We start from the raw sequence: 24,994 nt of genomic DNA, 5'->3' as shown, positions 1-24,994 counted from the left end.
GCGCGATCCTGACACCGGGACCGCCCCTGCTACCAGGGCAGCAACACCTCTGGATTCATCCGCTCCTTGATGGAGTTCGGTCACCGTCGCGTTCTTCAGGCGCCGATCGTCGGGGCGTGGGAGGTGGCCGCGGGCGGACCACGGCGGGACGGGCCTTGGGGTCTGCGTGGTGGGGTGGTCCTGGACCTCCAGGGCACCGCGCGGCGTGGACGGTGTGCCGGTGTCACAGCACGCTTCCCGGCCCGTGCCGACGCCGGTGCAGGGTGCGGGCGTGGACGGATACAGCCCCCATGTGGCACGCCCTGGGTGAGGCCGGCACACCTTCGCGGCACTGCGCCGTGGTCCGCCCCCGCGCAGGCATCCGTGAATCCGGTGTGCCGGGTCAGCGGACTCGGACGGTGCGGCCTTCCTCCCGCCCCGTCCGACTGGTACCTGCGCGCAGAACCGGGAGAGCGCACCCGCGAGGCGTACTGCCCGGAGCGCGGCATGTGAGTCCACACCGAGCGCGACGGCCCACAGCGCCTCGGTTACCCTGCGGCGGTGACGATTCAGCAGGTCTCGGACGACGGTGACGGTGACGGTGACGGAGCCTGGGCCGCACTCTTCGAAGGGTTCACCCCCTCCGCAGGCGTCACCGGGGCGTGGCTGTGGGGCCTGGGCCTCAACCGAGCCGCACCGGCAGAGGTGTTGATCAGTATCTTCGACGCCGGAAGGGCGGATTTCCTGTTCCGCAAGGACCTTCCTCCCGGTGTCCTCGATGCGGCAGTCGTTCATCCGGCGAAACGTGTCTGGGGAACCGCCGCAGATTCCGGAAACCTTTCGCCCGCGCAGTGGGACCGGCTCCTCGCTGCCACCGCGGACCTGCCGGTCCACGGACTTCTGGCGGAGATGGCAGCGGAGGGGGCCGCAGACCGGCGACCGTACGCCGGCGTCGGTATCGGCCGCCCGCCGCACCCCGAGTCGCAACCACCCGCAACACCGACCGAGATCGCCGCGATGGCCGGCGCGGTTCCGGCGACAGCTCCGGATGACCGTACATACGCCTTGTGGTGGGTCGCCGCCCTCCACGACGACCCGGACGCCATGCGACAACTCGCCTCGTACCCCAACCTCTGGATCCGCCGCAGCGTGGCCCGCGCGCGGCGCCTTCCGCAGGACGTCGTGCGTCTCCTCGCCCACGACGAGGACCGCGTCGTGCGCCTGTTCCTCTCCGAGTCCTGCGACGACGCCCCGGCGGATCTGCTCCTGGATGTGTGGAGCTGGTGGTCCGGCAGCCTCTCGTTCCCCGGCCGCCCCCGCAACCATCCCAACTTCCCCCGCGGCGGCCTGCTCCGCTTCGTGGACGCCCCGCAGCCCCGCATGCGTCTTCTCGCACTCGACGACCCCGCGTCGACGCACGCTCTCGTCGAGCAGTTCAGCCACGATCCCGACACTTGCGTGCGCAGGCGAGCGGCCGAGGATCCGCGCCTGTCACCTGAATCCGCTGTCAGGCTGGCTGATGACGCCGACCACGCTGTGCGCCGCCTCGCCCGGAAACACCCGGCCCTGCCGCCAGTGAAGTTGGTGCCCTTGCTCCTCGACGAACACAGCGCCGAAGACACCGCCGAGAATCCCGCAATCCCGGTGCCGGTCATGCGCCGCATGGTCGCAATCGCCGCTGCACACGCCTGACCCTCTGCGCCGGTCGAGCCCGGCAGGCGTACTGCCCGCCGATGTCTTTCACGGGCACGGTCTTCACCACTGCGCGGGGTGCGGCTTCTCCGCCGGTCCGCCCGGCAGTTCCCTGACTGGGTCCGCGATCAAAGCCGTGACAGGGACGGAATGCGTGGGGCCGAAATACCCAAGTGCCTGTCAGAGGGCGTTCTGCGAGTCTTGAGCGGTTCTTGTAGTGCTTGAAGCTAGGTTGTCCGGTTCCCAGCCTTGCGGTTCGCCGCCGCTGCGGTGTGCTGGTGGACGTGGGTGAGCGGCCGCCGTACCCGAGCGACCTGTCCGGATGAAGCCTGGGAGCTGATCCGGCCGGTCATCACCGCATGGAAGGCCCGCCATCCTTCGGTCAGCGGGCACACGGGACAGTACGAGATGCGGGAGATCGTCAACGCGATCCTGTACCAGGCCCGCACCGGCTACCAGTGGCGCTACCTGCCGCACGACCTGCCGCCGAAGAGCGCGGTGTACTACTACTTCGGAAAGTGGCGCGACGACGACACCGCCGAGACCATGCACGACCTGCTGCGCCGGCAGGTGCGCGAGAGCAGGAAGCGGCCGCGAGGACCCCACCGGCGGCGTCCTGGACTCCCGGACCGTGCGAGCTTCGATGAACGCGCCGAAGGACACGACCGGGCTGGATGCGGGAAAGAGGAGCCCGGGCCGAAAAAGAGGCATCCCCACCGACGTGAGCGGGTCGAGGAGCCGGCGGCAGGGCGAAGAACATGGCGTGCTGCGTCCGGCAATTGACAGCCCGAACGCAGCACGCCAGAGTCCCGGCGTGAACGAGACCAACGATCTGACGCCGGCCGAGGTACATATATGGCGGGCCTTTCCGCGAGGCGAGTCCGTGGACTTCCGCGCCGCCGAGAACGAGGATCCGGCGCTCGGCAACACCTGGGGCGCTGAGCGGACCGTACGGGCGAGTGTGCTGCGGGCGCTGCTGATCAAGGCTCCGCAGGAGGAGGGGGAGATCGCCGCGCTCAAGATCACGGGGGCGCGGATCACCGGCGTATTGGACCTGAAGTACGCCACGATCGAGGCCGCCATCCGGCTGAGCCACTGCCACTTCGACGGTGTTCCCGACCTGTACGGTGCCCAGCTGCGCCAGCTCAATCTGAGCAAGTCCGTTCTGCCGGGCCTGACCTCGGCGACCTTGCGGGTCGAGGGGGTGCTGCGGATGACGGACTGCCGTATGCGGGGGCCGGTGCAGCTTGGCGGGGCGCAGATCTCCGGGGCGCTGTTCATGGAGCGCGCGGAGTTCACGGCGCCGGACGACTCCGAGCCGGTGCTGCAACTCAACCAGGCCGCGATCGGGGACGACTTGTGGGCACCAGAAATGCGCGCACACGGACAGGTACGGCTCACTGGCGCCTCCGTCACCGGGCGGATCAACGTTCAGGACGCCGAGTTCAACAAGCCCGATGGCACCGCGCTGGACGCGCAGAACCTCAACGTGGGAGCCCATGTACGGGCGCGGTGCGTACATGCGCAGGGCCGGGTCGAGCTCCGAGGCTCGCGCATAACGGGCCGTCTCGACCTGCTCCACGCCCACCTGTCGCATCCGGGCGACACGGCACTGCGAGCAAGCAGTTGTGTCATCGGTGAACTCTGGCTGCGCAGGGGCGATCGCATCGAGGGCGCCCTGAATCTACGGCGTTCTCAAATAGAGATCCTGACCCTTGAACCGGAGATGCTGCCGGACCAGGTGTATCTCAGCAACCTCACGTACACCGTACTCACCCCGCACGAGCCCGCCGAACGCCGCCTTCCGATGCTGGAGCGGGACGGCGAGCGGTATGAGCCGCACAGCTACGAGCAGCTGACGGCGGCCTACCGCCATGTCGGTGACGACGACGCGGCCCGGCTCGTCCAACTCGCCAAGCAGCGCCGCCGACGCACGACGCTCACCTGGTACGGGCGGCTGTGGGGGTACGTCCAGGACGCCACTGTCGGCTACGGGTTCCGCCCGTTGCGCGCAGCCGTCTGGCTGCTGTCCCTTACGGCGATCGGATCGATCGCGTATGGCCTGGACCACCCACGCCCCATCAAGGCGGGCGAGGCCCCTGACTTCAACTCCATCTTCTACACCCTCGACCTGCTCCTGCCGGTCGTCAACTTCGGCCAGGAGCCGGCGTTCGCCCCTGACGGCTGGCACCAGTGGCTGTCGTACGCCCTGATCATCACCGGCTGGACCCTGGCGACGACGATCGTCGCGGGCGTGACCCGTACGGTCAGCCGCCAATGACCCTCTCCAAACCTCACGAAAACCTCGCAGAACGCCCTCTCAGAGCAGGCGGACTGAGATACTCCGGCCATGGATTCCGGGGTGATGGGGAACGGGACACGCTCGGACGTGCCGGTGCCGGTGCCGGCGACGGTACGGACGACGTCGGCGCACGGCGAGGGATGGGTGCTGCGTCCTGCGGGGGCGGCGGACGTCGAGGTGATCGCGGAGTTGCGGGCCACGGTCATGCGGGCGGACCTGGAACGCCTCGGCCGCTACGACGAGCACCGGGTGCGGCAGCGCTTGCGGGACTCCTTCTCGACGCGGCACACATCGGTCCTCATGATCGAGGGCGAACTCGCAGGATGCGTCACGGTCCGGCCCACCGAAGGCAGGCAGTGGCTGGAGCACTTCTACCTTGTTCCGCATCAGCAGGGCCGGGGACTGGGATCCGCCGTCCTGCGCACACTGCTGGAACGGACCGACGCGCAGGGCATGACCGTGGCCTTGAACGTCTTGCAGGGCAGTGCTGCCCGTCGGCTCTACGAGCGCCACGGATTCGTCGTCGAAGCCCAGGACGCGATCGACGTCTTCATGGTGCGCCCGCCGGGGGCGCGCAACAAAGTCGTGCTCGCCCCGCAGACGGAGCTCTGACCGACCACCGGCCGAAGCGCTTAGGCGGCACGACTTCGCTCGCGGACCGAGTCGTAAGCTTCCGCCGTGAACGACGACACCACCACACACGGCATACGGATCAGACAGGGCAGCTTGGCCGACGCACCGGCCATTCTGGACATGCTCGACTCCGCGGTGGCCTGGATGAACGATCGCGGCAACACCGAGCAGTGGGGCACGACTCCGTATTCCCTGACGCCTGGTGGGGTGGAGCGGGTCGAGCGGTACACGACCGAGAACGCCCCGTACATCGCGGAGTTGGACGGGGCCCCTGTCGGAGCCCTGGTGCTGGACTCCGGACCCAGCTCGCAGATGCCGATCGCGGCGGCCGAGGAACCCGAGCGGTACGTCCGGCTGCTGGTCTCCGATCGGCGGCACGCCGGTCTGGGCATCGGCGCGGCGCTGCTGGCCCATGCCGCCGACGAGACCCGGCGGGCAGGCGTGGAACTGCTGCGGGTCGACTGCTGGGCAGGCGGCGGGGGCGACCTGGTCGCCTTCTACGAGCGCAACGGTTTCACCCCCACCGAACGCTTCCTGTCCGGTGCCTGGCCGGGGCAGGTACTGGCCCAGCGGGTCCGCTGACGACCTGGCAGAGCACCGGCGGCCACGAGCAGCAGCGCGCCGTTGCCGACGAGATCGCCCGCTCGTCGGCAACGGCCGGTCCGGTCACTACCGGGCGCCTCGGCGGGCCCCAGATCCTGCACCCACCATGGGCCGCCGGGCCCGAAGTCGACTCCCACGCCCATGTCCTCGAAGCCGCACTCCAGGATGCTTTCGCGGTGCTCGGGGCTGCTCAGCCGGTCGGCCACCACGGTTGAAGGGGCCTCGGGGCCGCGGTGGATGTTCTCGGCCCATCGGCTCCAGTCGTAGCAGGCGGCGGTCATACGCTCGCCTGTGTTGGGCACATCGGGGGATGCCGAGCGTCGTTGAACTGCGCCGGTCACAGCGGGTGACGCTTCGGGATGCGGTTGCCGTCCGGCGCTGGTTCGCTGGTCGGGCCCGCTCTTCCGAGTTACCGCAAGGAGCGATGATCATGAGCGTTGCAGGTGAGTCCGGCGGCCGTGCCCGTCAGATGCGCGAGAAGGCGCAGGAGCTGAAGCAGGCCGCGGAGCGTGCGTCGGATCCCCAGGAGCGTCAGCGCCTGGAGGAGAAGGCCAAGCGGCTGCAGTCGCAGAGCGAGCAGGAGAGCAGCATGGGCGGCGGCGACATCTACCCGCCGGAGTAGCCGCCGCAGCAGTCGGCCTCGACGCTGCCCGGCCGTTCGGTCCGTGAAGGACCGAACGGCCGGGCAGCGTCTTGTGAACTCACCGACTGCTCGCCGGGCAGGAATCCCGGCGAAGGCGCCGCTGCGGGGCGACGGCTTGCCGTGAGGGAGGACGGGCGCAGTCGGTCGCCGTCGTCACCGGGCCGGCCCCCGCCCCCGTGGTGCGGAGGCCGGCCCAGGGTCGGGGGGCGGTCGGCGGGACCGAGTCCTGTGTGCGGGTCAGTAGAGCTTGGCGACAGCGACGGCCGTCGTCTTCTTGAAGCCCGCCACCGGCGCCCCGTCGAGGTCGCCCAGCTGGCTCCACTCGACGACGGTCACGGCGCGGCCGTCGCGGCCGACCGAGTACAGGGCGATGTCCGTGGAGCCGACCTCGGGGTGGGAGGTGTCGATGCTGTAGACGTGTGCGCCTTCCTCGACGTCGATGCCGCCGTGGTAGAAGGCCTCGCCCTCAAGTCCCGGGTCCTCGGCCTTCAGCCGGTCGAGGCAGGTCTCGATCGACGAGCGGAGCTTCTCGGCGATCGCCTTCGCCTTGGCGGTGGTGGACGCGACGGTGGTCGTCTGGCGGGCAGTGGTGTCCAGCTCCGTCCGGAAGTCGCGGTAGCGGGTCGAGGCTTTCGGCGTGACGCCCGCCGTGCACATCGAGCTCACCTCCGGCAGTCCGTTGCGGACCGGGTCGGCGTGCCAGGGAGTGCTGGAGGCGGGCAGTTGCGCTGCCGAGAGGAAAGCCGGCAGCGGGGCGGCCGCGGCGCCGGCCGTGATGAACGGGACGGTGGCCATGGCCATGGCCACCGTCGTGACGGCGGCGAGACGGATGTGGTTCATGGATGTTCTTCCCCCAGTCGTTCTGTCGCTGATCGACCGCCAGACTGGGTGCCGGGACGGGCACTTGCAAGGACCGGGGCCCGTTTCGGGAACGGTGGAACCATTCCACCCCCGCCGACGTGGCCTTGGTCGAGCGGGGTGAAACGCCTCCTGAAACGGCCGGCACGGGAGGAGCGGGTGTGACGGAAGCCCCGATGGACGACGCGACGGAGGCGGCTGAGCCGACAGAGGCGTTCGCCCGGAAGCTGAGCGAGCTGCGGGAGCGATCCGGCCGGAGCTACGGTTCGCTGGCGCGCCGGGTGGGAGTCGGCGCGTCGACGCTGCACCGGTACTGCTCCGGGCGGACCGTTCCGATGGAGTTCGCGCCGGTCGAGCGGCTGGCGAGGTTCTGCGGGTGCCGGGGCGAGGAGCTCGTGGCGCTGCACCGGCTGTGGGTCCTGGCCGACGCCGCGCGCGGCACACGTCAGGAACGAACGGCACAGGCGGCATGGGACACGGACGGCGACGCGCTCCGAGAACGGCGCGCCGAGCAAGAAGAACAGGAGCAGGAGCAGCCGCCGGCGGTACGGAAGTCACCGGCGCCGGAAGCGGGACAGGTCGTCGCGGCGTCACCGTCCGCGCGCTCACGCAGCCGCCGCCACACGTACGCCGCCGCCTTCGGGGCGGCTGTCGTCGTTCTCGCCCTCGTCCTCGGGTTCGGAGGGTTCACCTTCGGCCCCGGCAAGCAGCGCACGACCACGGCGGAGGCCGAAGGCGGCGGGCCTGCCCCGCTCCGCTCGGCGGACTCGTGGCCGACGCCCGGCTCGCCGTCCGGACCGCCCTCCCCGCCGGCTTCACCTGCGACGTCCGCAACGGCCTCCCCGGTTCCTGGCTCGCCGAAGTCTCAGGGGCCCGTGCCGACCGGTGCCGGTGCGCCGTCGCCGCCCGCGCCGTTCGCCGGTACACCGTTCACCTGGGTCACGGACGATCATGTCTGGCGGCACGGATGCGGCCACGCGTACGTCGTCGACCGGTCCCCGGCGGACGTCCCGCCGCCGCCCGTCGAGGCGGATGCCGAACAGTGGTCGCGCGCGCTCGGAGCCGGCCACGCGGGCGAGACAAGGGTCCGTATCACTGTTCAGGGCAAGGGCCCCGAAGCGGTGGTGCTCGAGTCGCTCCAGGTCCGTGTGGCGGCGCGCCGGGCGCCGGAACGGCACAACGTGTACCGGATGGACTCGGGCTGCGGCGGTTCCCTCACGCCCCGGATGTTCGACGTCGACCTCGACAAGTCACGGCCCGTGGCCCGCTCGGTGGCGGGCAACGACGCCGGTGAGCCGATCCCCGCCGTGTCGTTCCCGTACCGCGTCTCCGCCTCGGATCCCGAGGTGCTTCTGGTCACCGGACGGACCGTGACGTGCGACTGCGAGTGGTACCTGCAGCTGCGGTGGTCCAGCGGCGGACGGACGGGCACCGTACGGATCGACGACGGAGGTCGGCCGTTCCGTACGGATGCCCTGGCTGACGGTGCGGTTCACGAGTACGACTACGGCTCGCGTGGCTGGGTTCCTTCCGTGCCCGCCTCGCGCAGGCCCTGAGCCGTGTCCTGTCCTGCGCCGCGTGCCTCCTCCTTCGTGGTCTGCGCCGCGCCCTGTGCGGCGCTCTTGACCGCCTCGACGGCTTCGTTGGCCGGGCCTCGCATCCCTTCCTGCATGTCGTGGGCGGTCTGCTTGACCGGTTCGAGGAGCTCTCCGGAGTGCTCCTTCAGTTGCTCGCCGACGCGTTCCTCCGCCTTGGACGCCGGCAGGAACGCCGCTGCCAGCATGCCTGCGCCGAAGGCGATGACACCGGCCGCGAGGGGGCTTCCCTGGGTCTGTGCCCTCATCCGGGCGGGCGCGTGCTGAGCGGCGCTGCCGAGCTGACCGGCCTTGCCCTTCGCCCTCTCGGCCTTCTCCTTCGCCCGGTCGGCGGTGTCCTGCGCCTTGCCGGCCGCCGTGTCCCTGGCCCTGCCGGCGGTGTCCTTCGCCTTCTCTCCGACCTGTCCCGCGCTCTGTCCGGCGCTGCCCGCGACGTCGTCCGCCGTGGAGGACAGGCTGCTCCTTGAGTCCTTGGCCGAGCCCATCACGTGCTCCTTGATCCCCCTGAGTCGGTTCTGAGCCGAATGCGCCTTCCGGCGGGCGACCCTGCGGGGTGCCACCCTCTCGGCAAGGAGGTCCACATTGCGCGCCAGGTGGGCGCGCGTGTGTTCCACCTCGCTCCTCAGCTCATCGGGTTGCGTGCCCATCGGGCGTCCTCCTTCAGAGTTTCCAGGGTCTGTTCCGGTTTGAGGTTCACGTGCCGCATCTGTTTGCGGCCCCGTACGAAGAGCACCGCACCCACCACGGCCCAGACGGCGGTCACGATGAGTGCCGCCCATGCCCAGTCCATGAGGTTGGCCAGCGCGAAGACCGCGGTCAGACTGCCCAGGAGGAGGACGAGGTGCCCGGCGTAACCGGCGCCGGCGAACATGCCGGCGGCCTTGCCGGCCTTCGTGGTCTCCTCCTTGATCTCCGCCTTGGCCAGTTCGATCTCCTCACGCACCAGCAGCGACAGGTCCTTGCTGATTTCTCCGACCAGCTCGCCGACCGACGGTTCCTGGCCCGGCTGGACGGCCGCCGGTTCGACGACCCGTCCCGTGTCCGTGCGGCGTCGCTTCGCGGTGGGCGCCTGATCCGTGTAGATGGTGGCCACGACTCAACTCCCTTGTGCCGGCGGATTCCCGTCCTCGTCCCGGCTGCGGGGGTACGCGGGCGGAGTGTGCGGGGTCGCCACCGGACCAGGAGGCTCGCCGGAGCCGTAGCCGGGTGTGTAGTGCGGTGGCTGTGACTGGCCGTAGGTGTCCAAGGGATCCGGTTGGCCGAGTCCTGCCCGGGACGATTCGGACAGGGCGCCGGTGTCCGCGCCGCCCGCCCCCAGGCCTTCGTCGCTGTACTGGCCGCCCCTGAGGCTTTCGTCGCTGTACCGGCCGCCGGAGTCGCCGCCGTCGGAGCCCGCGGCGCTGATGCCCTTACCGGCGCGCGCGACGGCAAAGCCGGCGAGCGCCGCACCGGCGAGGAACACACCGGGCTTGCGCCTGGCGAAGTCCTGGAGGTCGCCGAGCAGGCCCTCCGGGCCCCGGCTCTCGATCCGGGAGGCCACCTGGTCGCCGCGCTTGGCCACCTGGCGCACCGCACCGGCGACGCCGGATTCGGATGGGGCGTTCCTGCTCATCTCCATCAGCTCGTCGGAGACCCGGTGGAGACCGGAGGCCAGGCTGTAGGTCCGGGACTGCGCCTGCTCACGGAGCTGTCCACGCACCTGGCCCGCCAGGTCCTTGGCCTGGGAACGGGCCTCGCCTGCGACCCCCGCCGCCTGCTGCTTGGCGGTGCCTGCGACGCCGGAAGCGTTCTCCTTGACCACTTGGGCGCCCTGCGCCGTCCTGTCCTGTACCGCGCTCGCTGCTGCCGCGGCCTTGTTCTGGTCCCTGCGGTCGGGGCCGTCGATGTCAGTCAAGACTCCTCCTGCGTCACACGATGCGGATCTTGCATTCGTGCGGGTACCCCTCCGCGGCCATTGCATTGAGATATTTCTCCACAAAAATCAGCGAACGCCTGAAAGTGGACGAGACATGCACATATGCCCTGAAAGGGGATCTCCTGGCGAGCCCGTCCCCGACCACCGGTAAGCACCGTCGGCATCGCCCTGATCGGCGCTCATGCGCCGTTTCCTGGGAGGGCAACCCCCATAGGGGTTTGGGAGCGGCGGGGCCGGATACCCGCTGTCTGAGGCAACTATGGGACGAACTTCAGAGAACACAGCGGATACAGAGAAGGCATCGGACACCGAGAGCGCGGAAGGCGCGGCGAAGTCGGAGAACAGCAGTTCGGACCGGGGACGGGGCAGCAGACCCCTCCGGGCGGTGGAGGTGCTCCGCGCAGCGGGGGCCCAGCTGGCCGAGCTGACAGGAATGGCCCCGGAAAGCGTGTCGTCGTTCTCCCGGACGGAGGACGGCTGGCAGCTCGTCGTCGAAGTGCTCGAGCTCGCCCGCGTACCCGACACCGCCAGCCTCCTCGCCTCCTACGAGGTCGAGGTCGACGGTGACGGCGAACTGATCTCCTACCGGCGGACACGGCGGTACGAGCGCGGACGGGCCGATCGTCCGTCTTCCTGAGGCCCGGGCACCTGCCCCGGCCTCCGACATTCCACCCACACATGACCCGGCGGGCGCCGGACACGTTTCGCGCTCCCGCACGGCCTCACACAGGGAGGGCACAAAGCAATGACCGTTGTCCCGGCACAGCAGAGCTCGGGCAGCCGCGGTGGCAGCACCGGCCTGTACGACGTCCTGGAACTGATACTCGACCGAGGGCTCGTGATCGACGCCTTCGTCCGTGTGTCCCTGGTCGGCATCGAGATCCTGAAGATCGATGTGCGGGTCGTCGTGGCGAGCGTCGACACCTACCTGCGGTTCGCGGAGGCGTGCAACCGTCTCGATCTCGAATCGGGCAACAGCAAGAACCCCGGACTCCCCGACCTCGTCGGCGAGATCACCGAGTCCGGTGCCCGCGGCAAGTCGCAGGGCGCCTTGGCCGGCGCCGCGCAGAGCATCTCGGAGGTCTTCAGCGGCGGCCGTGACGACGAGGAGGAGAAGGAGAAGGAGTCCAGGCCTCGGGCACGGCGAAGCACCAGCAGCTCGCGACGTAAGGAGGAGCAGGAGTGAGCACGTACGTCTACGGGATCGCCCGCAACTCCCCCGCCCTGGAGCGCGCCTCCCGCACCCCCGGGGTGGGAGACCCGCCGCGGCCGGTGCGTGTGCTGAGCCACGGGCGGATCGCGGCCCTGGTCAGTGACGTGACCGAGGAACTCAGGCCCAAGCGCCGCGATCTGCTCGCGCATCAGAACGTCCTCACCGAGGCCGGCACGGCCGGGGCCGTGCTGCCCCTCCGGTTCGGCGGTATGTCACCCGACGACGAGGCGGTCGCCGCCGCGCTGGCCGAGCGGGAGGAGCACTACCTGGAGCGGCTCCAAGCGGTGGACGGCAAGGACGAGTTCAACGTGAAGGCCGATCACGACGAGGAGGCGGTGCTGCACCGCGTGCTCGCCGACGACCCCGAACTGCGCGCCATGGGCCTGGCCCAGCAGGCCGCCGGTGGTGGGAGTCAGCAGGACAAGATGCGGCTGGGCGAACTGATCGTGGAGGCGGTGCGGCAGCGCGAGGAGATCGACCGTACGGAGGTGCAGCGTGCCCTTGAGGGCGCTGCCGTCGACTCGGCGCCGGCTCCCGAGGGTTCCGGCCGGGTGGCGAACGTGTCGTACCTGGTGGAACGGGACCGCGCCGAGGAGTTCCTGACGGCGGTGGCCGCGTTCCAGCAGGCCAACCCGCAGCTGCGGCTCCAGGTCAACGGTCCGCTGCCTCCGTACAGCTTCGTGGAGTGAGCGATGGGCCTGCTGGGAGAACTGCTGCTGCTTCCGCTCGCGCCGGTCCGCGGCACGTCGTGGGTGCTCCGGCAGGTGGTCGCGGAGGCGGAACGTCAGTACTACGACCCCGCCGCCGTGCAGCGTGAACTCGCCGAGCTCGTCGAACGGTTCGAGGCGGGCGAGATGGACGAGGCAGAGTTCGACCGGCGCGAGGACGAGCTGCTGGAGCGGCTGGCGGCAAAGGGAGGCCCACAGTGACGACAGCGACCGGTCGGTATCCGAGCCCGTACGACTCCGGCGGCGGGACGGACCTCGCGGACATCCTGGAACGGGTCCTCGACAAGGGCATCGTCATCGCCGGTGACATCCGCATCAACCTGCTCGACATCGAGCTGCTCACCATCAAGCTGCGGCTGATCGTCGCCTCGGTCGACAAGGCCAAGGAGATGGGGATCGACTGGTGGGAGCACGACCCCGCGCTCTCCTCCGACGCCCGCAGCCGTGAACTCGAAAAGAAGAACGCCGAGTTGGAGCGCCGCGTGGCCGAATTGCAGGCCCTCTCGCAGCCGTCCGGCCAAGAGCCGGCGGGCGGACGGGCCGGGACTGCCGAACACTATCAACGGGAGCGGGACGCATCATGAACGAGCTGCTCTACGTGTACGCCGTCGCCCGGCCCCTCGAGGCGGGCGTGCCCGCCGCCGCGACGGGCGTCGGCGGCCTGCCCGCCCGCCCGGTCGAGCACGACGGCCTGGTCGCCGTGGTGAGCGACGTGAAGGCCGAGGACTTCGAGGAGGCGCCCCTGCGCGAGCGCCTGGAGAACCTCGAATGGCTGGCCGAGACCGCCCGGGCGCACGAGTCGGTGGTCCGCGCCGTCAGCGCGGTCACGGGTGTGGTTCCGCTGCGGCTGGCGACCGTGTGCCGCGGCGAGAGCGGGGTGCGCCGTCTCCTCGACGAGGGGCGCCATCGCTTCACGACGAACCTCGACAGACTCGAGGGGCGTGTCGAGTGGGGCGTGAAGCTGTACGCGGAGCCCGAGCCCGAACCCGCCGCGACACCGGAAGCGGCACCGGGACAGCAGACCCAGGGCGGGGACGGGGCGGCGTCGCCCGGCCGTGACTATCTCCGCCGGCGGCTGCGCAGCCGGCAGTCCCGTGAGAAGAGCTGGGCCCACGCCGACGCGCTCGCCCGGCGGCTGCACACGGAGCTTTCGCGCTGCGCGGACGGTCAGCGGCTGCACAAGCCCCAGAGCGGTCAACTGGCGCGGGCGTCCGGTGTGAACGTCCTCAACGCCGCCTTTCTCGTGCGCCGTGAGGAGAGTGACGCGTTCGTCGGGCAGGTCGAGCGGCTGACCCCGCGGGATGCGGGTGTCCGCGTGGAGCTGACCGGCCCTTGGGCGCCGTACTCGTTCGCGGATCTCTCCGATCCACCGGACGCGCCGCAGCAGGGCCGCCAGGAGATGCAGGAGGCGCATGAAGGACGGGCCGGGGCATGACGGTGACCGGCGGAATCGACGACACCTCGCCGGCGGCCCGGCGGGAGCTGGCGCTGGTCGACCTGCTGGACCGGCTCCTCGCCGGCGGCGTGGTCCTGACCGGCGACCTCACCCTGCGGATCGCCGACGTGGACCTGGTGAGGATCGATCTGTCCGCGCTGATCAGTTCGGTCGGTCCGCTGGTGCCCTCGCCGTGGCCGGACCTGGAGGAGGACCGATGAGCGCGAACGGGAACGGGACCGAGAGCCCGCGCCGCCGGGTGGAACTCGATCCGGACACCGTGGAGCGTGACCTCGCCAGGCTGGTGCTGACCGTGGTCGAGCTGCTCAGGCAGCTGATGGAGCGGCAGGCACTGCGCCGCGTGGACACCGGCGAGCTCACGGAGGACCAGGAGGAGCGCATCGGCGTGACGCTGATGCTGCTCGAGGACCGGATGGAGGTCCTGCGGGACAAGTTCGGCCTGGAGCCCGGAGACCTGAACATCGATCTCGGCCCGCTCGGTCCCCTGCTGCCGCGCGGCGATTGACCCCTGGCCTCGCCCCCGGGATCGATCTCGTTGCCGTTTCGGCAAGTAACTTTGCAGCACGGCATGCGGCGGGCGCAGTATCTCCTCGAACGGAGGTACACCACATGTCCACAGTTCAGACTCTTGCCGGCGGCCTCGCCGCCGATGTACCCGCCCGCCCGCGATACGACGTCGTGGTCGTCGGCGGCGGCGCCGCCGGCCTCAGCGGAGCCCTGGCGCTGACCCGGGCCCGTCGTTCGGTGCTCGTCGTCGACTCGGGCCGGCCGCGGAACGCCCCGGCCGGCCACGTCCACTCGTACCTGACCCAGGAGGGCGTGGCGCCGTCGCAGCTGCTGGCCACGGGCCGCGCCGAAGTGACACGCTACGGCGGCGAGCTCGTCCGGGGCAGCGTCGCCACCGCCGAGCGGCTCGCGGACGGGCGGTTCCGTCTGGTGCTCGACGGCGGGACGGCGGTCGAGGCCGACCGGCTGCTCGTGACCACCGGCCTGGTCGACGAGCTTCCCCCGGTGCCGGGACTGGCCGAACGGTGGGGCCGCGAGGTCCTGCACTGCCCGTACTGCCACGGCTGGGAGGTGCGTGACCAGGCCATCGGCCTTCTGGCGACCGGCCCCATGGCCGTCCACCAGGCCCTGATGTGGCGGCAGTGGAGCGACGACGTGACGCTCTTCCTGCACACCGGCCCCGAACCGTCGGAGGAGGAGTACGAGCAGCTTGCCGCCCGCGGCATCGCCGTCGTCGACGGCCGGGTGACGTCCGTACAGGTCACGGACGACCGGCTGAGCGGCGTGGTGCTGGAGAGCGGTCATGCGATCGCCCGGCAGGCGCTCGTGGTCGCGCCGCGGTTCACCGCCCGGGCCACGTTCCTCGCCGGGCTCGGTCTCGAGCCGAGCGAGCAGGAGGTCAACGGCGTGGTGATCGGCACCCGTATCGCCGCCGACCCGACCGGTGCGACCGCGGTCCCCGGCGTGTGGGTGGCCGGGAACGTCGCCAACGTGACCGAACAGGTGATCGGTGCCGCCGCCGCGGGAGTCCGCGCGGCAGCTGCGGTCAACGCGGATCTGACCGCGCAGGAGACCCGGCAAGCCGTCGAGCGCTACCGGCGTGACGGCCTCGCGGCGCCCGTGGGCGCGGAGCGGCGCGGGCACGGGGCTCCCGCGGCCCGCTGACCCGGGGGCTCCGGGGCCCGGGTCTCCGGGTCTCCGGGCTCCGACGTGAGCGCGCCGACGTGCCTCCTGCCCTGCGCGACGACGCCGGCGCGGTGGACGCGAGCTCACACGAACACGGTCACCGCGGCGGTCGCCGCACCCAGGCCCGCCCCGGCGGCGGTCTGGGCCGCGGAATGGTAGCCGAGCGCGACGCGGGACCAGCAGACCGCCGCCACGAGGACGTACCCGGCGGTCCACCACGGCGAGTGGATAGCGGCGAGCAGAGCGGTGACGGCGGAGGCGACCGCCGAGTCGACGCTGATCTTCCAGACGGTGTTCACGGCGAGGAGGACGACGGTCATCGCCCACAGGGCGGTCATCGCAACCAGGATGCCGACGGGGGCGTCGCCGAGGACCATGACCAGGGCGCCCACACCTATGGAGCCGAGGATCACGAAGAAGATCGGGGCGCGCTGCCGGCGGTCGACGACATGCCTGTCGCCCCAAGTGCCACGGCGGCGCTCCCGCTCGATGTACGCGGCGGGCACGATGCCCGCGCACAGAGCACCGAGCAGGCCCCACGGCAGGCCGGTCCAACTCCCTGCGGCGGCGAGGCCGATTCCGAGCATGCCGAGAAGCAGGACGTTGCGGGGCTGGAGGACGTCCGTGACCGTGCGGGCAAGGTCGGTGGTCTTCTGCGCGGCGCTGGCCGACATGCCGGTCCCTTCAGGGATACGAGGAGGCCGCCGACACCGTCCCGGAGCCGGCGTCCATGATCGTATCCGTCATCCGCATCGGCCCTCCGCGCTTGGCCAACAGGCAAGGGAGCCGGCCCCGGACGGACCGGGGCCGGCCGGGGAGCCCGGCGCTCAGGCGGCGAGCACGTCCGCCGCCACCCGCAGGTCCGTGACCATGCCTCGGTAGGCCGCGCGGCGGTCGTCCGCGCGCAGAACCGCCGACGGGTGGATCGTGCCGACCACGCAGCCGTGCGCGGCGGCCTCCTCGGCCGGCATCCCGTCGGCCCCGGACACGTCCGTGCGGCCGAGGGCGTCCCAGGGCGGCATCGGCAGCAGCAGGCCGCGCTGCTCTGTGATCCGGAACGAGCCGCCGAGCAGGGCCTTGCCCGCGGTGGCGCCCAGGGCCAGCACCAGTTCGGGTTCGATCACACGCAGCTCGGCGGCCAGCCATGGTCGGCACGCCGACATCTCCCTCAGGCTGGGCGACTTGTGGATCCGGCGCTTCCCCCGCGCCGCGGGTTCGAACTTGAAATGCTTGACGGCATTGGTGAAGTAGGCCGACTCCTCCTCGATGCCCACTTCCTCGAGCGCCTCGCGCAGCAGCTTGCCCGCCGGTCCGACGAAGGGCGCCCCCTGCCGGTCCTCCTGGTCGCCCGGCTGCTCCCCCACGACGACGACGCGTGCGGAGGACGGGCCGGCGCCGAACACCGTCTGACCGGCGTTGCGGAACAGCGGGCACCCCTCGCATCCGGCCGCGGCCTTGCGCAGGGCCGGCAGGCCGCCCCGCTGCGGAAGGAAGGGACCGGCGTCGTAGCCCTGTCCCGCTTCCTTCCTGTCCCCGTTGACGTCGACGGACACCGTCCTCGCCTCCTGTTCCGGCAGGTTCGCGCTGGTGGACGGCGGGTACCCGTGCGGCTCGGCGGTACTCGCGCGGTGCGCCGCCACCGTGGCGGCAGGCCGTCGTGTCCGCGTACGCATGCAGCTCCATGAACAGGTACCGGGAGGCCCGCCCATGACGAACGCCCTTGAACTGGACGCGCTCTGGGACGAGTTCCACAGCGTCGTCAACATGACCTCGCAGGAGCTGAGCGCCTGGCTGCAGACCCAGGACGCCGGTGAGGACACCGAGCCGCTGCCCGACCGGGCCGGTCCTGTCACCGGCCGCCACGTTCTGTCGATCCTCCAGAAGCGCCGCACCGACCTCACCGACGAGGACGTCCAGGTCATGTACGAGGTGGTGGACACGGTCGAGTCGGAGCGGCAGGAACAGGGTGCGGCCGGGACGGCCGACGACACCCGTCGGCGACACCGGCTGATGAGCCTCGGGCACGACCCCCTGAGGGCCGGATGACGGCTGTTCCGCACGTGGCGAAGACCTGTGATCCGGACTGTTGATTCGGTGGATTTCGGGCACTCGCCCGGTATGAACAGTCAGCCCTCTGATCCTGACCCGCGGAACACTTCAGGCGTCCGCCCCGGGGGCACGGTGCCGCCCGGTGAGACGCCGCCCGGCGAGGGGAGCACCGGCTCCGAGACCGGCCCGCACGGCGACACGTCACGCGGCTGGGCAAAGGGTCCGATGATCGCCATCGGCCTCGTGGTCGTGGTCTTCGCCGCGTTCTTCCTGGCCTACGCGCTGATCATGATCCTTTGATCAGACGTCCGGCCGGCCGGACCTCATCGCCATGAACTGTTCGGCCGCGCAAGTCTTCGACCACGTCGCAGAAAGGAACACGATGTCCGACGAAGCAGCTCAGCACGAAGAGGCGCGGGGCGACAACGTCTACCAGCCGGAGCACTCGGACGTGCAGAACCGCCCCAGCGACGACCTCGACATGCAGAACGTCATCGGCGAGCGCGGTCTCGACGACACGATGGCGGAGGGCTACTCGCCGCCGGAGCGTCCGCTGGCCGTCGGCAAGTACGGCACCACCGGCGAGGAGCAGCAGGAGGGTGAGAGCCTCGAGCAGCGTCTCGCACAGGAGCGCCCCGACGTGGAGCCACCCCGGGGCGACGGCATTGGCGACCTCGAGGACGGCGCCGGCGAGCCGGTCGACGACGAAGCCGGCGGCCCCCGGGCCGGGCGGCTCACGCCCACCGACGACCCCGCTCCCCGGCGGCCGAGCGACACGGTGGCCCGCGATGTCGGCATCGACGGCGGCGCTGCCTCCGCGGAGGAGGCCGCGATGCATGTCACCGACGACGAGAACCTGGGCGAGCGCTAGAGCCAGTCCCACCGGACCGGGCCCCGGCGACATCCGCGAAGAGCAGCCCTGTGCGGCTCCGGGCGGCAGGGCGGAAGCGAGCAAGGCATGTTGTTCCACGATCGCAGGGAGGCCGGGCGCGATCTGGCACGGCGGCTCCTCGAGCGTGCCGAGGGGGTGCCGACCGACCCGTTCGTGCTGGCGCTGCCGCGCGGCGGGGTACCGGTCGGCGACGAGGTCGCCCGGGCGCTGGGCGCTCCGCTCGACGTTCTCGTGGCACGGAAGATCGGCGCACCGTACAACCCGGAGGTCGGTGTCGGCGCGCTGGCCGGCGAGGGACCCCCGCTCTACGACGAGCGGACGCTCGCCATGCTGGAACTGACGGCCGAGAAGCTGAGCCCGCAGGTCGCCAGGGAGCGCACGGAGCTGCACCGCCGGGAGGACCTCTACCGGGGCGGCCGTCCTGCGCCCGACGTGACGGGCAGGACGGTCCTCGTCGTGGACGACGGTCTCGCGACCGGAGTCACGGCCCGTGCCGCGCTGCGCGCGGTCCGGGAGATGAAGCCGGGCCGGGTGATGCTGGCCGTGCCGGTGGGCTCCCCCGAGGCGGCGCGGGCGCTCGCGGCCGAGGCGGACGAGGTGGTGTGTCCGCACCAGCCGCAGCCGTTCTACGCGGTGGGCCAGTGGTACGAGGAGTTCGACCAGGTCGGTGACGACGAGGTGATCACCATCCTGCGGGGGCACGCCGACGGCCGTTGAACAGAGCCCGCGGACAGACCTCGGGAGGGGTGTCCGGGCCCGGACGCACCCCGGCGCCCTCCGTGGGGCGTACCGGGTCGCTCCGGCGGCGCCGGGACATTCGAATCCGCCCGGATTCCGCAAAGACCTTGGGTACGGCCACCTGCGTTGGCATGCTTGAGCAACTCGCGGCAGGGTGGGGCGTACGACCGTCCACGCCCCGCTCCGTGCGGTTCGCCCGGCTCACGGCGGAGGTGTAGAAAGACTTATGGCCGCACCACGCTCCGGCCGCCCGCGCTCGGTTCTGCGGATGCGAACTGTCGCAGGTCAGGTCTTCCTCCTGCAGGTGGCGATCGTGGTGCTGCTGGTCGCCGCGGCCATGGCCGCGCTCGTGTTCCAGTCCCGCGCGGGCAGTGAGCGTGAGGCCCGCAACCGGTCGGTCGCCGTCGCGGAGACGTTCGCCAACTCCCCTGGGATGGAAGAGGCACTGGAGAGCCCCGATCCCACCGCGGTGCTCCAGCCCAAGGCCGAGGCGGCACGCGAGCGTTCCGGCGTCGACTTCATCGTCGTGCTGAACACCGAGGGCATCCGCTACACGCACCCGTTGCAGGACCGCATCGGGAAGAAGTTCGTCGGCGATCTGAGCCATGCCCGGAGCGGCGAGGTCTTCACCGAGAAGATCACCGGCACCATCGGCCCGCTCGTGCAAGCCGTCGTCCCCGTCTTCGGACGGGATGGAAAGGTCGTCGGCATGGTCTCCGCCGGCATCACCATCGAACGGGTGAGCGGCGTCGTCGAGGAGCAGTTCCCCCTGCTGTTCGGTGCCGCGGGCGGCGTGCTGCTGCTGACCACGGGCGGCACGGCCCTGGTGAGCAGGCGTCTGCGCCGCCAGACGCACGGGCTCGGGCCCGCCGAGATGACCCGGATGTACGAGCATCACGACGCGGTGCTGCACGCCGTGCGCGAGGGAGTGATCATCGTGGGCGGCGACGGCCGGCTGCTGCTCGCCAACGACGAGGCGCGCCGGTTGCTCGGACTGCCCATGGACCTGGACGGGTCCGCGGTCACCGAGCTGGGGCTCGATCCGCTCGCCGCCCGTCTGCTGTCGTCCGGGAAGATCGTGACCGACGAGGTCATTCCGGTCGGGGACCGGCTCGTGGCCGTCAGCCAGCGCTCGACGGACCAGCACGGCGGGCCGCCCGGCAGCGTCGCGACCCTGCGGGACACCACGGAGCTCCAGACCCTGACCGGGCGCGCCGATGTGGCCAGAGGGCGGCTCAAGCTGCTCTACGACGCGGGCACCGAGATCGGCACCACGCTCGACGTCGTCCGCACGTGCGAGGAGCTCGCCGAGTTCGCCGCGTCGCGGTTCGCCGACTTCGCCACCGTGGACCTGGTGGAGGCCGTGCTGCGCGGTGAGGAGCCGACCGCCACCGGCCCGGACACGGACATGCGGCGCACGGCTTTCAGCGGTTCCGGGGACACGGCGCTCTATCCGCTGGGGCATGTGATCCGGTTCGTGCCGACCACGCCGATGGGGACCGGGCTGCGGAAGGGCGAGGCGGTCCTTCAGGCGGACCTGACCCGTCTCACCGGGTGGCAGGAACAGGACCCGGATCGGGCGCGCATGCTTCTGGAGCGCGGACTCCACTCGATGATCGCGGTTCCGCTCAGGGCGCGGGGCGTGATCCTTGGCGTGGCCATGTTCTGGCGCGGGAGCAACCCGCAGCCGTTCGAGGAGGAGGACCTGTCTCTGGCGGAGGAGCTCGTGGCGCGTGCCGCCGTCAGCGTCGACAACGCCCGTCGCTATACGCGGGAGCACACGATGGCGGTCACGCTCCAGCGCAGCCTGCTCCCCCGTGTGCTGCCGGAGCAGAGCGCCCTGGACGTGGCTTACCGCTACCGTCCCGCGCAGGCCGGGCTGGGCGGGCTCGGCGGTGTCGGCGGTGACTGGTTCGACATCATTCCGCTTCCGGGGGCGCGGGTCGCCCTCGTCGTCGGCGACGTCGTCGGCCACGGCCTTCACGCCGCAGCGACCATGGGGCGGCTGCGTACCGCCGTCCACAACTTCTCCAGCCTCGACCTGCCGCCCGACGAGCTGATGTTCCATCTGGACGAGCTGGTGGCCCGCATCGACCAGGACGAGTCCGACGACGGCGCGGACGCCGGGGTCACCGGCGCCACGTGCATCTACGCGATCTACGACGCGGTGTCGGGCACCTGCAGCATGGCGCGGGCCGGGCACCTTCAGCCGGTCGTGGTCCACCCGGACGGCACGGCCGAGTTCGCGGACGTCCCCGGCGGGCCGCCGCTGGGGCTGGGCGGTCTGCCGTTCGAGACGCTGGAACTGCGGCTGCCGAAGGACAGCCGACTGGTCCTCTACACGGACGGGCTCGTCGAGGACCGGGAACGGGAGATCGACGAGGGCCTCGAGCTGCTGCGCCGCACGCTGGCCGAGCACCCCGGCCAGGGGCCGGAGGAGACCTGCGAGACGGTGCTGGGCGCGCTGGTGCCGGAGCGTCCGCGGGACGACATCGCCCTGCTCGTAGGGCGCACGCGGGTCCTGGCGTCCGACCAGGTCGCGGAGTGGGAGGTGCCGTCGGACCCGGCGGCGGTGGCCAGGGTGCGGGCGGCGGTGGCCGAGCGGCTGGCGGAGTGGGGTCTGGAGGAGGAATCCTTCACCACCGAGCTGATCCTGAGCGAGCTCGTCACCAACGCCATCCGTTACGCCGCCGGGCCGATCCAGGTGCGGCTCATCCGGGACCGCGCGCTGATCTGCGAGGTGTCCGACCGCAGCAGTACGTCGCCGCACCTGCGGCAGGCGGCCATCACGGACGAGGGGGGCCGGGGCCTGTTCCTGGTCGCGCAGTTCGCGGAACGCTGGGGCACGCGGTACACGGCCGACGGCAAGGTCATCTGGACGGAACAGCCGCTGCCCGGCGGGCAGCTTCCCGGCGGATCGGGCTTCTGACAGGCCGGTGGCGGTCCGGCATGTGACGTGCGACGGGCGGGGCACCGGCGGTGCGGGGCGCCGGACGCTCACCCGCGGACAAGAATCGGGGGGCCGGCTGCTGAGTGGACGACAAGAAACGGGCTGCCGGCGGCCGGGGCCGGGATTTTTGAAATGCCGCCCTTGCCTCCCGGGTTACCCGTCCGTAACGTCTCTCTCGCGCAACGGTCCGGGGCCGGGCGGGATTTCGGCCGGAATTCCCGCGAACAAGCCGCGGACATGTCTCCCACGCACTTTCTCCGATTGAGTTCCGTGCGCTCCCCCGGCGCCCGAGTACACACATCGAAGACCGCACCGATCGCCGCAACAGGCACCGCACCGATCGCCGCACCATTCCAGTTTCCTCATTCCCCGCGTCTGCGCGCCTTTGCCCGCAGCGCCGAATCCTGGAGCCGTGATGAAGCGTCCGAAACTCGCGCCGTCCCGAGGGCGAAGAGCCGCACTTCGTGGGGCCGTCGCCCTCACCGCGGGGCTGGGACTGGCCGTCGCCACCTCGGGGCCCGCCCATGCTGTGCCGATCCGTCTCGACTATCCGCTGACCGGCAGCACGCACCTCGAGGGCACCGGCTCCGACCTGGCGCTGGGGCCAGGAGTCCTGAAGGTCACCGCCGACCTCAAGGCGGGGACACTTCTCGCCGACACCGTTCTCCCGCCCGCGCCTGGCTCGTTCAAGATGATCGGCGCGATTCCCGTGAGTGTCACGACCGAGTTCATAGAGACCGAGCCGACCACCGGCACGATCGACCTGAAGACGGGTGCCGTCAAGAGCACCACGAAACTCACCCTGCGGCTCAAGGACCTCCGGGTCGCGGGCATTCCGACCCCCGTGGGGAGCTCGTGCCGCACGGAAGTTCCCGCGGTGCTCGATCTGACGTCGGAACCGGGATTCAACGCGCTCAAGGGCGGCACGCTGTCCGGCTCGTACACCATCCCGAAGTTCGAGCACTGCCTGCTCGCCACTCCGCTGATCAACATGATCATCCCGGGTGACGGGAACACGGTCCGGCTGCACATGGGGCAGCCGGCGCCGCCTCCCGCCTCCTGAACCGCCGGCGTTCCAGGCCGGCCCCCGATGTCCCGGTGCGCGCGGCGGCGCGCACCGGGCGCAGGCCCTGCGTCAATCCTTGCGCGCCACGTAGTAGACGTTGAGCGGGTCGCCTTCGACGGTCCGGACGTCGACGCGCGTGAAGCCCGCCTCCTTGAGCATCCGGACGGCTGTCTCCTGCCCCCAGACGGTGCCGAGGCCGGCTCCGCCGGTGCTGAGCGACGTCGTCATGCAGTAGAAGACCGAGAAGCCGAAGAGAGCAGGCCCGAAGGGGTGACCCACGTTCTTCTCGAGCCTGCTGGACGCGGCGATGTCCCCCATGAGGAACGTGCCGCCCTCCTTCAGCGAGCCGGCGATCGCCGCGAGCGTGGCGTCCGGCCTGGCGAGGTCATGGATGACGTCGAACGCTGTGATCAGGTCGTACTCACCGCCGACCTCCGCCGAATCGCCGATCGTGTAGCGCACGTTGCCGAGCCCGAGCCGGGCCGCTTCCGCACGGCCGGCCTCCACGCCTGTCTCCGACTGGTCGAGACCGTGGAAGCGGCTGCGGGGGAAGGCCTTCGCCAGCACGACGGGTGCGTGGCCCTGTCCAGTGCCCACGTCGAGGGCGTCGATCCCGGCGCGCAGCCGCTCGGGGAGGTCGGGCACGAGGGGGACGATGGTGTCGACGAGCGCCTGGTCGTAGACCCTGGCCGTCTCCTCGGCCTGGAGGGCCTGGAAGCGCGGATATGCCGAGTACGGCACTCCCCCGCCGTCGCGGAAGCAGCGCACGACCTGCTGCTCGACCTCGCCCATCAGCGCGATGTACTGCATCATGCCGGCCAGGTTGTCCGGTCCGGCCGCGGTGGTCAGCGAGGCGGCGTGCTCGGGCGGCAGCACGTACGTCTCGTGCTCGGGGTCGTATTCGACGATGCCGCCGACGACCATGCCGCCCAGCCACTCCCGCACATAACGCTGGTCGAGCCCCGCCGACTTGGCGATCTCGTCACTGGTCGACGGTGGCAGACCGGCGAGGGTGTCGAACAGGCCGGTCTGGTGGCCGACGCTGATGAGGAGCGCGAGCGCGCCCTTGTTCAGTACGTCCACCGCTTCTCCGGCGAACGCCTCCTGCTTGGCGAGGTCGGGGGACGTGCGCCGCGTATCGAGATCCGACATGGCCGCTCCTTCCGCCGGGCTGCGGGGCGGGCCGCCGACCTGGGCCCGCATATTTCACATTACGCCGCAATCCGACACGAGATCGGCAATCGCCGACGGCCAAGATCATGGAGCTGGCGACCGGACCGGGGCAGTTCCAACCACCGCACATCTACCGGGGCTTGGGCGGATGCCGGGCACGATCCACCGACGCCCGCGAGCGGCCTTCGTGCCGGGCGGGCACCGTGGCGGCGCTCAGCCGACGGCTAGACCGGGAGCAGCAGTTCAGGGCGGTCCCACATGACGGCCGGCGGGCGAGCGGGCACGGTGCCGGTCCTCCGGGCGCCGACGCTCAGATAGAAGCCCTCGGCGGGCGGATGCGCCACGACACGGACGGCGTCGAGACCTGCGGCGCGGGCGCGTCCGCGCATGTGCTCGACGAGCAGTCGGCCGATGCCCAGCCCTTGGGCGTCGTCGGCCACGAACATGAGGTCCAGTTCCGGCATGAGGTCCGACCCGGGCGGCGACAGCACGAGGGCGTAGAAGCCGAGAATCCTGTCGTCCTCGCCGGTGGCGGCGAAGACATCGTGGGTCTCGATGTAGTCCGGCCCCACCCGGTAGCCGGCGACCATCGAAGCGTAGTGGCCCTGGTAGGCACCGGAGCCGCGGACCAGACGGGTGAGGCGCTTCGCGTCCCGTGCGGTCGCCCGGCGGATCCCGGGGGCCGCGGGACCCTTGCGCCGGGACCGGCCGGCGCCGGCTGATGTCAGGGGCGACGTCATGGAACGAGTATGACGGGCCCGTCGGCGGCCGTCACTCGCCCCGGTCTCGACCCCTTCCCGCCATGGCCGGATTGTGT

The 24,994-nt window shown here is 70.9% G+C and carries 30 protein-coding genes; 22 read left to right on the top strand and 8 right to left on the bottom strand.

All coding sequences use genetic code 11. The annotated features are described in order from the left end of the window. The first annotated feature begins 540 nt into the window (after window positions 1-540). From ACIPJI_RS13620 to ACIPJI_RS13595, 6 genes are all read left to right on the top strand, one after another. Window positions 541-1,671, top strand: a complete 1,131-nt coding sequence (locus ACIPJI_RS13620; RefSeq protein ID WP_402246260.1) for a hypothetical protein — start codon at window positions 541-543, stop codon at window positions 1,669-1,671. 288 nt (window positions 1,672-1,959) lie between these two features. After that, window positions 1,960-2,454: a transposase gene (locus ACIPJI_RS13615; protein WP_402246258.1), complete on the top strand. Its 495-nt coding sequence runs from the start codon at window positions 1,960-1,962 to the stop codon at window positions 2,452-2,454. Between the two features lie 31 nt (window positions 2,455-2,485). Further along, the gene (locus ACIPJI_RS13610) at window positions 2,486-3,952 is read left to right on the top strand and encodes a membrane-associated oxidoreductase (RefSeq protein WP_402246256.1); all 1,467 of its coding nucleotides are present in this window, start codon (window positions 2,486-2,488) and stop codon (window positions 3,950-3,952) included. 69 nt (window positions 3,953-4,021) lie between these two features. Next, window positions 4,022-4,585: a GNAT family N-acetyltransferase gene (locus ACIPJI_RS13605; RefSeq protein WP_402246254.1), complete on the top strand. Its 564-nt coding sequence runs from the start codon at window positions 4,022-4,024 to the stop codon at window positions 4,583-4,585. Window positions 4,586-4,651: 66 nt separating this feature from the next. Beyond that, a complete protein-coding gene (locus ACIPJI_RS13600; protein ID WP_402246252.1) occupies window positions 4,652-5,188 on the top strand; it encodes a GNAT family N-acetyltransferase in 537 nt (178 codons plus the stop codon). Window positions 5,189-5,639: 451 nt separating this feature from the next. Continuing rightward, on the top strand, window positions 5,640-5,831 hold the full coding sequence (locus tag ACIPJI_RS13595) for a DUF6381 family protein (protein ID WP_307704566.1): 192 nt from the start codon (window positions 5,640-5,642) through the stop codon (window positions 5,829-5,831). A 258-nt stretch (window positions 5,832-6,089) separates the two neighbouring features. On the opposite strand, the gene ACIPJI_RS13590 is transcribed toward ACIPJI_RS13595, so the two are convergent. Beyond that, on the bottom strand, window positions 6,090-6,692 hold the full coding sequence (locus ACIPJI_RS13590; protein ID WP_356621612.1) for a hypothetical protein: 603 nt from the start codon (window positions 6,690-6,692) through the stop codon (window positions 6,090-6,092). Window positions 6,693-6,871: 179 nt separating this feature from the next. On the opposite strand from ACIPJI_RS13590, the gene ACIPJI_RS13585 reads away from it, so the two are divergent. Next, window positions 6,872-8,266, top strand: coding sequence for a helix-turn-helix domain-containing protein (locus tag ACIPJI_RS13585; RefSeq protein ID WP_402246251.1), 1,395 nt, complete (start codon window positions 6,872-6,874; stop codon window positions 8,264-8,266). On the opposite strand, the gene ACIPJI_RS13580 is transcribed toward ACIPJI_RS13585, so the two are convergent. Genes ACIPJI_RS13580 through ACIPJI_RS13570 form a run of 3 tightly spaced genes read right to left on the bottom strand, consistent with a single transcriptional unit; the run spans window position 8,215 to window position 10,199 of the window. Beyond that, complete coding sequence (locus ACIPJI_RS13580; protein WP_356621616.1) at window positions 8,215-8,952, bottom strand: DUF3618 domain-containing protein; 738 nt, start codon at window positions 8,950-8,952, stop codon at window positions 8,215-8,217. The genes ACIPJI_RS13585 and ACIPJI_RS13580 overlap by 52 nt on opposite strands. Beyond that, window positions 8,928-9,398 carry a phage holin family protein gene (locus tag ACIPJI_RS13575; protein ID WP_307704570.1) on the bottom strand — a complete coding sequence of 157 codons (471 nt, stop codon included), beginning with the start codon at window positions 9,396-9,398 and terminating at the stop codon, window positions 8,928-8,930. The genes ACIPJI_RS13580 and ACIPJI_RS13575 overlap by 25 nt, the downstream gene beginning before the upstream one ends. A gap of 3 nt (window positions 9,399-9,401) precedes the next feature. Then, window positions 9,402-10,199, bottom strand: a complete 798-nt coding sequence (locus ACIPJI_RS13570) for a hypothetical protein (RefSeq protein ID WP_402246249.1) — start codon at window positions 10,197-10,199, stop codon at window positions 9,402-9,404. Between the two features lie 280 nt (window positions 10,200-10,479). Between ACIPJI_RS13570 and ACIPJI_RS13565 the strand changes: the two genes are divergently transcribed. From ACIPJI_RS13565 to ACIPJI_RS13525, 9 genes are all read left to right on the top strand, one after another. Beyond that, window positions 10,480-10,857, top strand: a complete 378-nt coding sequence (locus ACIPJI_RS13565; protein WP_402246247.1) for a gas vesicle protein — start codon at window positions 10,480-10,482, stop codon at window positions 10,855-10,857. Between the two features lie 108 nt (window positions 10,858-10,965). Continuing rightward, window positions 10,966-11,406: a gas vesicle structural protein GvpA gene (locus tag ACIPJI_RS13560; protein ID WP_356621621.1), complete on the top strand. Its 441-nt coding sequence runs from the start codon at window positions 10,966-10,968 to the stop codon at window positions 11,404-11,406. Beyond that, a complete protein-coding gene (locus ACIPJI_RS13555) occupies window positions 11,403-12,122 on the top strand; it encodes a GvpL/GvpF family gas vesicle protein (RefSeq protein WP_402246245.1) in 720 nt (239 codons plus the stop codon). The genes ACIPJI_RS13560 and ACIPJI_RS13555 overlap by 4 nt, the downstream gene beginning before the upstream one ends. Window positions 12,123-12,125: 3 nt before the next feature. Then, entirely contained in the window at window positions 12,126-12,362 is a 237-nt protein-coding gene (locus ACIPJI_RS13550) for a gas vesicle protein GvpG (protein ID WP_159694737.1), read from the top strand. Continuing rightward, window positions 12,359-12,745, top strand: a complete 387-nt coding sequence (locus tag ACIPJI_RS13545) for a gas vesicle protein (protein ID WP_402246243.1) — start codon at window positions 12,359-12,361, stop codon at window positions 12,743-12,745. Before ACIPJI_RS13550 ends, ACIPJI_RS13545 begins: the two co-directional genes overlap by 4 nt. Continuing rightward, complete coding sequence (locus ACIPJI_RS13540; RefSeq protein WP_356621624.1) at window positions 12,742-13,596, top strand: GvpL/GvpF family gas vesicle protein; 855 nt, start codon at window positions 12,742-12,744, stop codon at window positions 13,594-13,596. The genes ACIPJI_RS13545 and ACIPJI_RS13540 overlap by 4 nt, the downstream gene beginning before the upstream one ends. Further along, window positions 13,593-13,817: a gas vesicle protein gene (locus ACIPJI_RS13535; RefSeq protein ID WP_307704577.1), complete on the top strand. Its 225-nt coding sequence runs from the start codon at window positions 13,593-13,595 to the stop codon at window positions 13,815-13,817. Before ACIPJI_RS13540 ends, ACIPJI_RS13535 begins: the two co-directional genes overlap by 4 nt. Continuing rightward, window positions 13,814-14,122, top strand: a complete 309-nt coding sequence (locus tag ACIPJI_RS13530) for a gas vesicle protein K (RefSeq protein WP_356621625.1) — start codon at window positions 13,814-13,816, stop codon at window positions 14,120-14,122. Before ACIPJI_RS13535 ends, ACIPJI_RS13530 begins: the two co-directional genes overlap by 4 nt. A gap of 104 nt (window positions 14,123-14,226) precedes the next feature. Next, window positions 14,227-15,288 (top strand): NAD(P)/FAD-dependent oxidoreductase, encoded by a 1,062-nt coding sequence (locus ACIPJI_RS13525; RefSeq protein ID WP_402246240.1) that lies wholly within the window; start codon window positions 14,227-14,229, stop codon window positions 15,286-15,288. 104 nt (window positions 15,289-15,392) lie between these two features. On the opposite strand, the gene ACIPJI_RS13520 is transcribed toward ACIPJI_RS13525, so the two are convergent. After that, the gene (locus ACIPJI_RS13520; RefSeq protein ID WP_307704580.1) at window positions 15,393-15,983 is read right to left on the bottom strand and encodes a hypothetical protein; all 591 of its coding nucleotides are present in this window, start codon (window positions 15,981-15,983) and stop codon (window positions 15,393-15,395) included. Window positions 15,984-16,136: 153 nt separating this feature from the next. Beyond that, a complete protein-coding gene (locus tag ACIPJI_RS13515; RefSeq protein ID WP_402246238.1) occupies window positions 16,137-16,982 on the bottom strand; it encodes a UdgX family uracil-DNA binding protein in 846 nt (281 codons plus the stop codon). 34 nt (window positions 16,983-17,016) lie between these two features. Here ACIPJI_RS13515 and ACIPJI_RS13510 point away from each other — a divergent pair, with 34 nt between their 5' ends. The 6 genes from ACIPJI_RS13510 to ACIPJI_RS13485 all read left to right on the top strand — a co-directional run bounded on the left by ACIPJI_RS13510 (window position 17,017) and on the right by ACIPJI_RS13485 (window position 23,001). Next, window positions 17,017-17,355, top strand: coding sequence for a DUF3140 domain-containing protein (locus ACIPJI_RS13510; protein ID WP_356621630.1), 339 nt, complete (start codon window positions 17,017-17,019; stop codon window positions 17,353-17,355). A 72-nt stretch (window positions 17,356-17,427) separates the two neighbouring features. Next, window positions 17,428-17,658, top strand: coding sequence for a DUF6480 family protein (locus tag ACIPJI_RS13505; RefSeq protein WP_356621631.1), 231 nt, complete (start codon window positions 17,428-17,430; stop codon window positions 17,656-17,658). A gap of 82 nt (window positions 17,659-17,740) precedes the next feature. Further along, complete coding sequence (locus ACIPJI_RS13500; protein ID WP_356621632.1) at window positions 17,741-18,229, top strand: DUF5709 domain-containing protein; 489 nt, start codon at window positions 17,741-17,743, stop codon at window positions 18,227-18,229. Between the two features lie 87 nt (window positions 18,230-18,316). Continuing rightward, window positions 18,317-18,967, top strand: a complete 651-nt coding sequence (locus ACIPJI_RS13495) for a phosphoribosyltransferase family protein (protein ID WP_356621633.1) — start codon at window positions 18,317-18,319, stop codon at window positions 18,965-18,967. A gap of 289 nt (window positions 18,968-19,256) precedes the next feature. Continuing rightward, window positions 19,257-21,917 (top strand): SpoIIE family protein phosphatase, encoded by a 2,661-nt coding sequence (locus ACIPJI_RS13490; RefSeq protein WP_402246235.1) that lies wholly within the window; start codon window positions 19,257-19,259, stop codon window positions 21,915-21,917. A gap of 436 nt (window positions 21,918-22,353) precedes the next feature. Continuing rightward, on the top strand, window positions 22,354-23,001 hold the full coding sequence (locus ACIPJI_RS13485; protein ID WP_402246234.1) for a hypothetical protein: 648 nt from the start codon (window positions 22,354-22,356) through the stop codon (window positions 22,999-23,001). 72 nt (window positions 23,002-23,073) lie between these two features. On the opposite strand, the gene ACIPJI_RS13480 is transcribed toward ACIPJI_RS13485, so the two are convergent. Both ACIPJI_RS13480 and ACIPJI_RS13475 read right to left on the bottom strand, forming a co-directional pair. Beyond that, window positions 23,074-24,156 (bottom strand): class I SAM-dependent methyltransferase, encoded by a 1,083-nt coding sequence (locus ACIPJI_RS13480; protein WP_402246232.1) that lies wholly within the window; start codon window positions 24,154-24,156, stop codon window positions 23,074-23,076. A gap of 245 nt (window positions 24,157-24,401) precedes the next feature. Then, on the bottom strand, window positions 24,402-24,917 hold the full coding sequence (locus ACIPJI_RS13475; protein ID WP_402246230.1) for a GNAT family N-acetyltransferase: 516 nt from the start codon (window positions 24,915-24,917) through the stop codon (window positions 24,402-24,404). Window positions 24,918-24,994: the final 77 nt, after the last annotated feature.

Source organism: Streptomyces sp. NPDC086835, from assembly GCF_044745705.1.
Taxonomy (GTDB): domain Bacteria; phylum Actinomycetota; class Actinomycetes; order Streptomycetales; family Streptomycetaceae; genus Streptomyces.
Note: the sequence above shows the minus strand (reverse complement) of the source record. Positions and strands in the feature narration are given on the sequence as shown.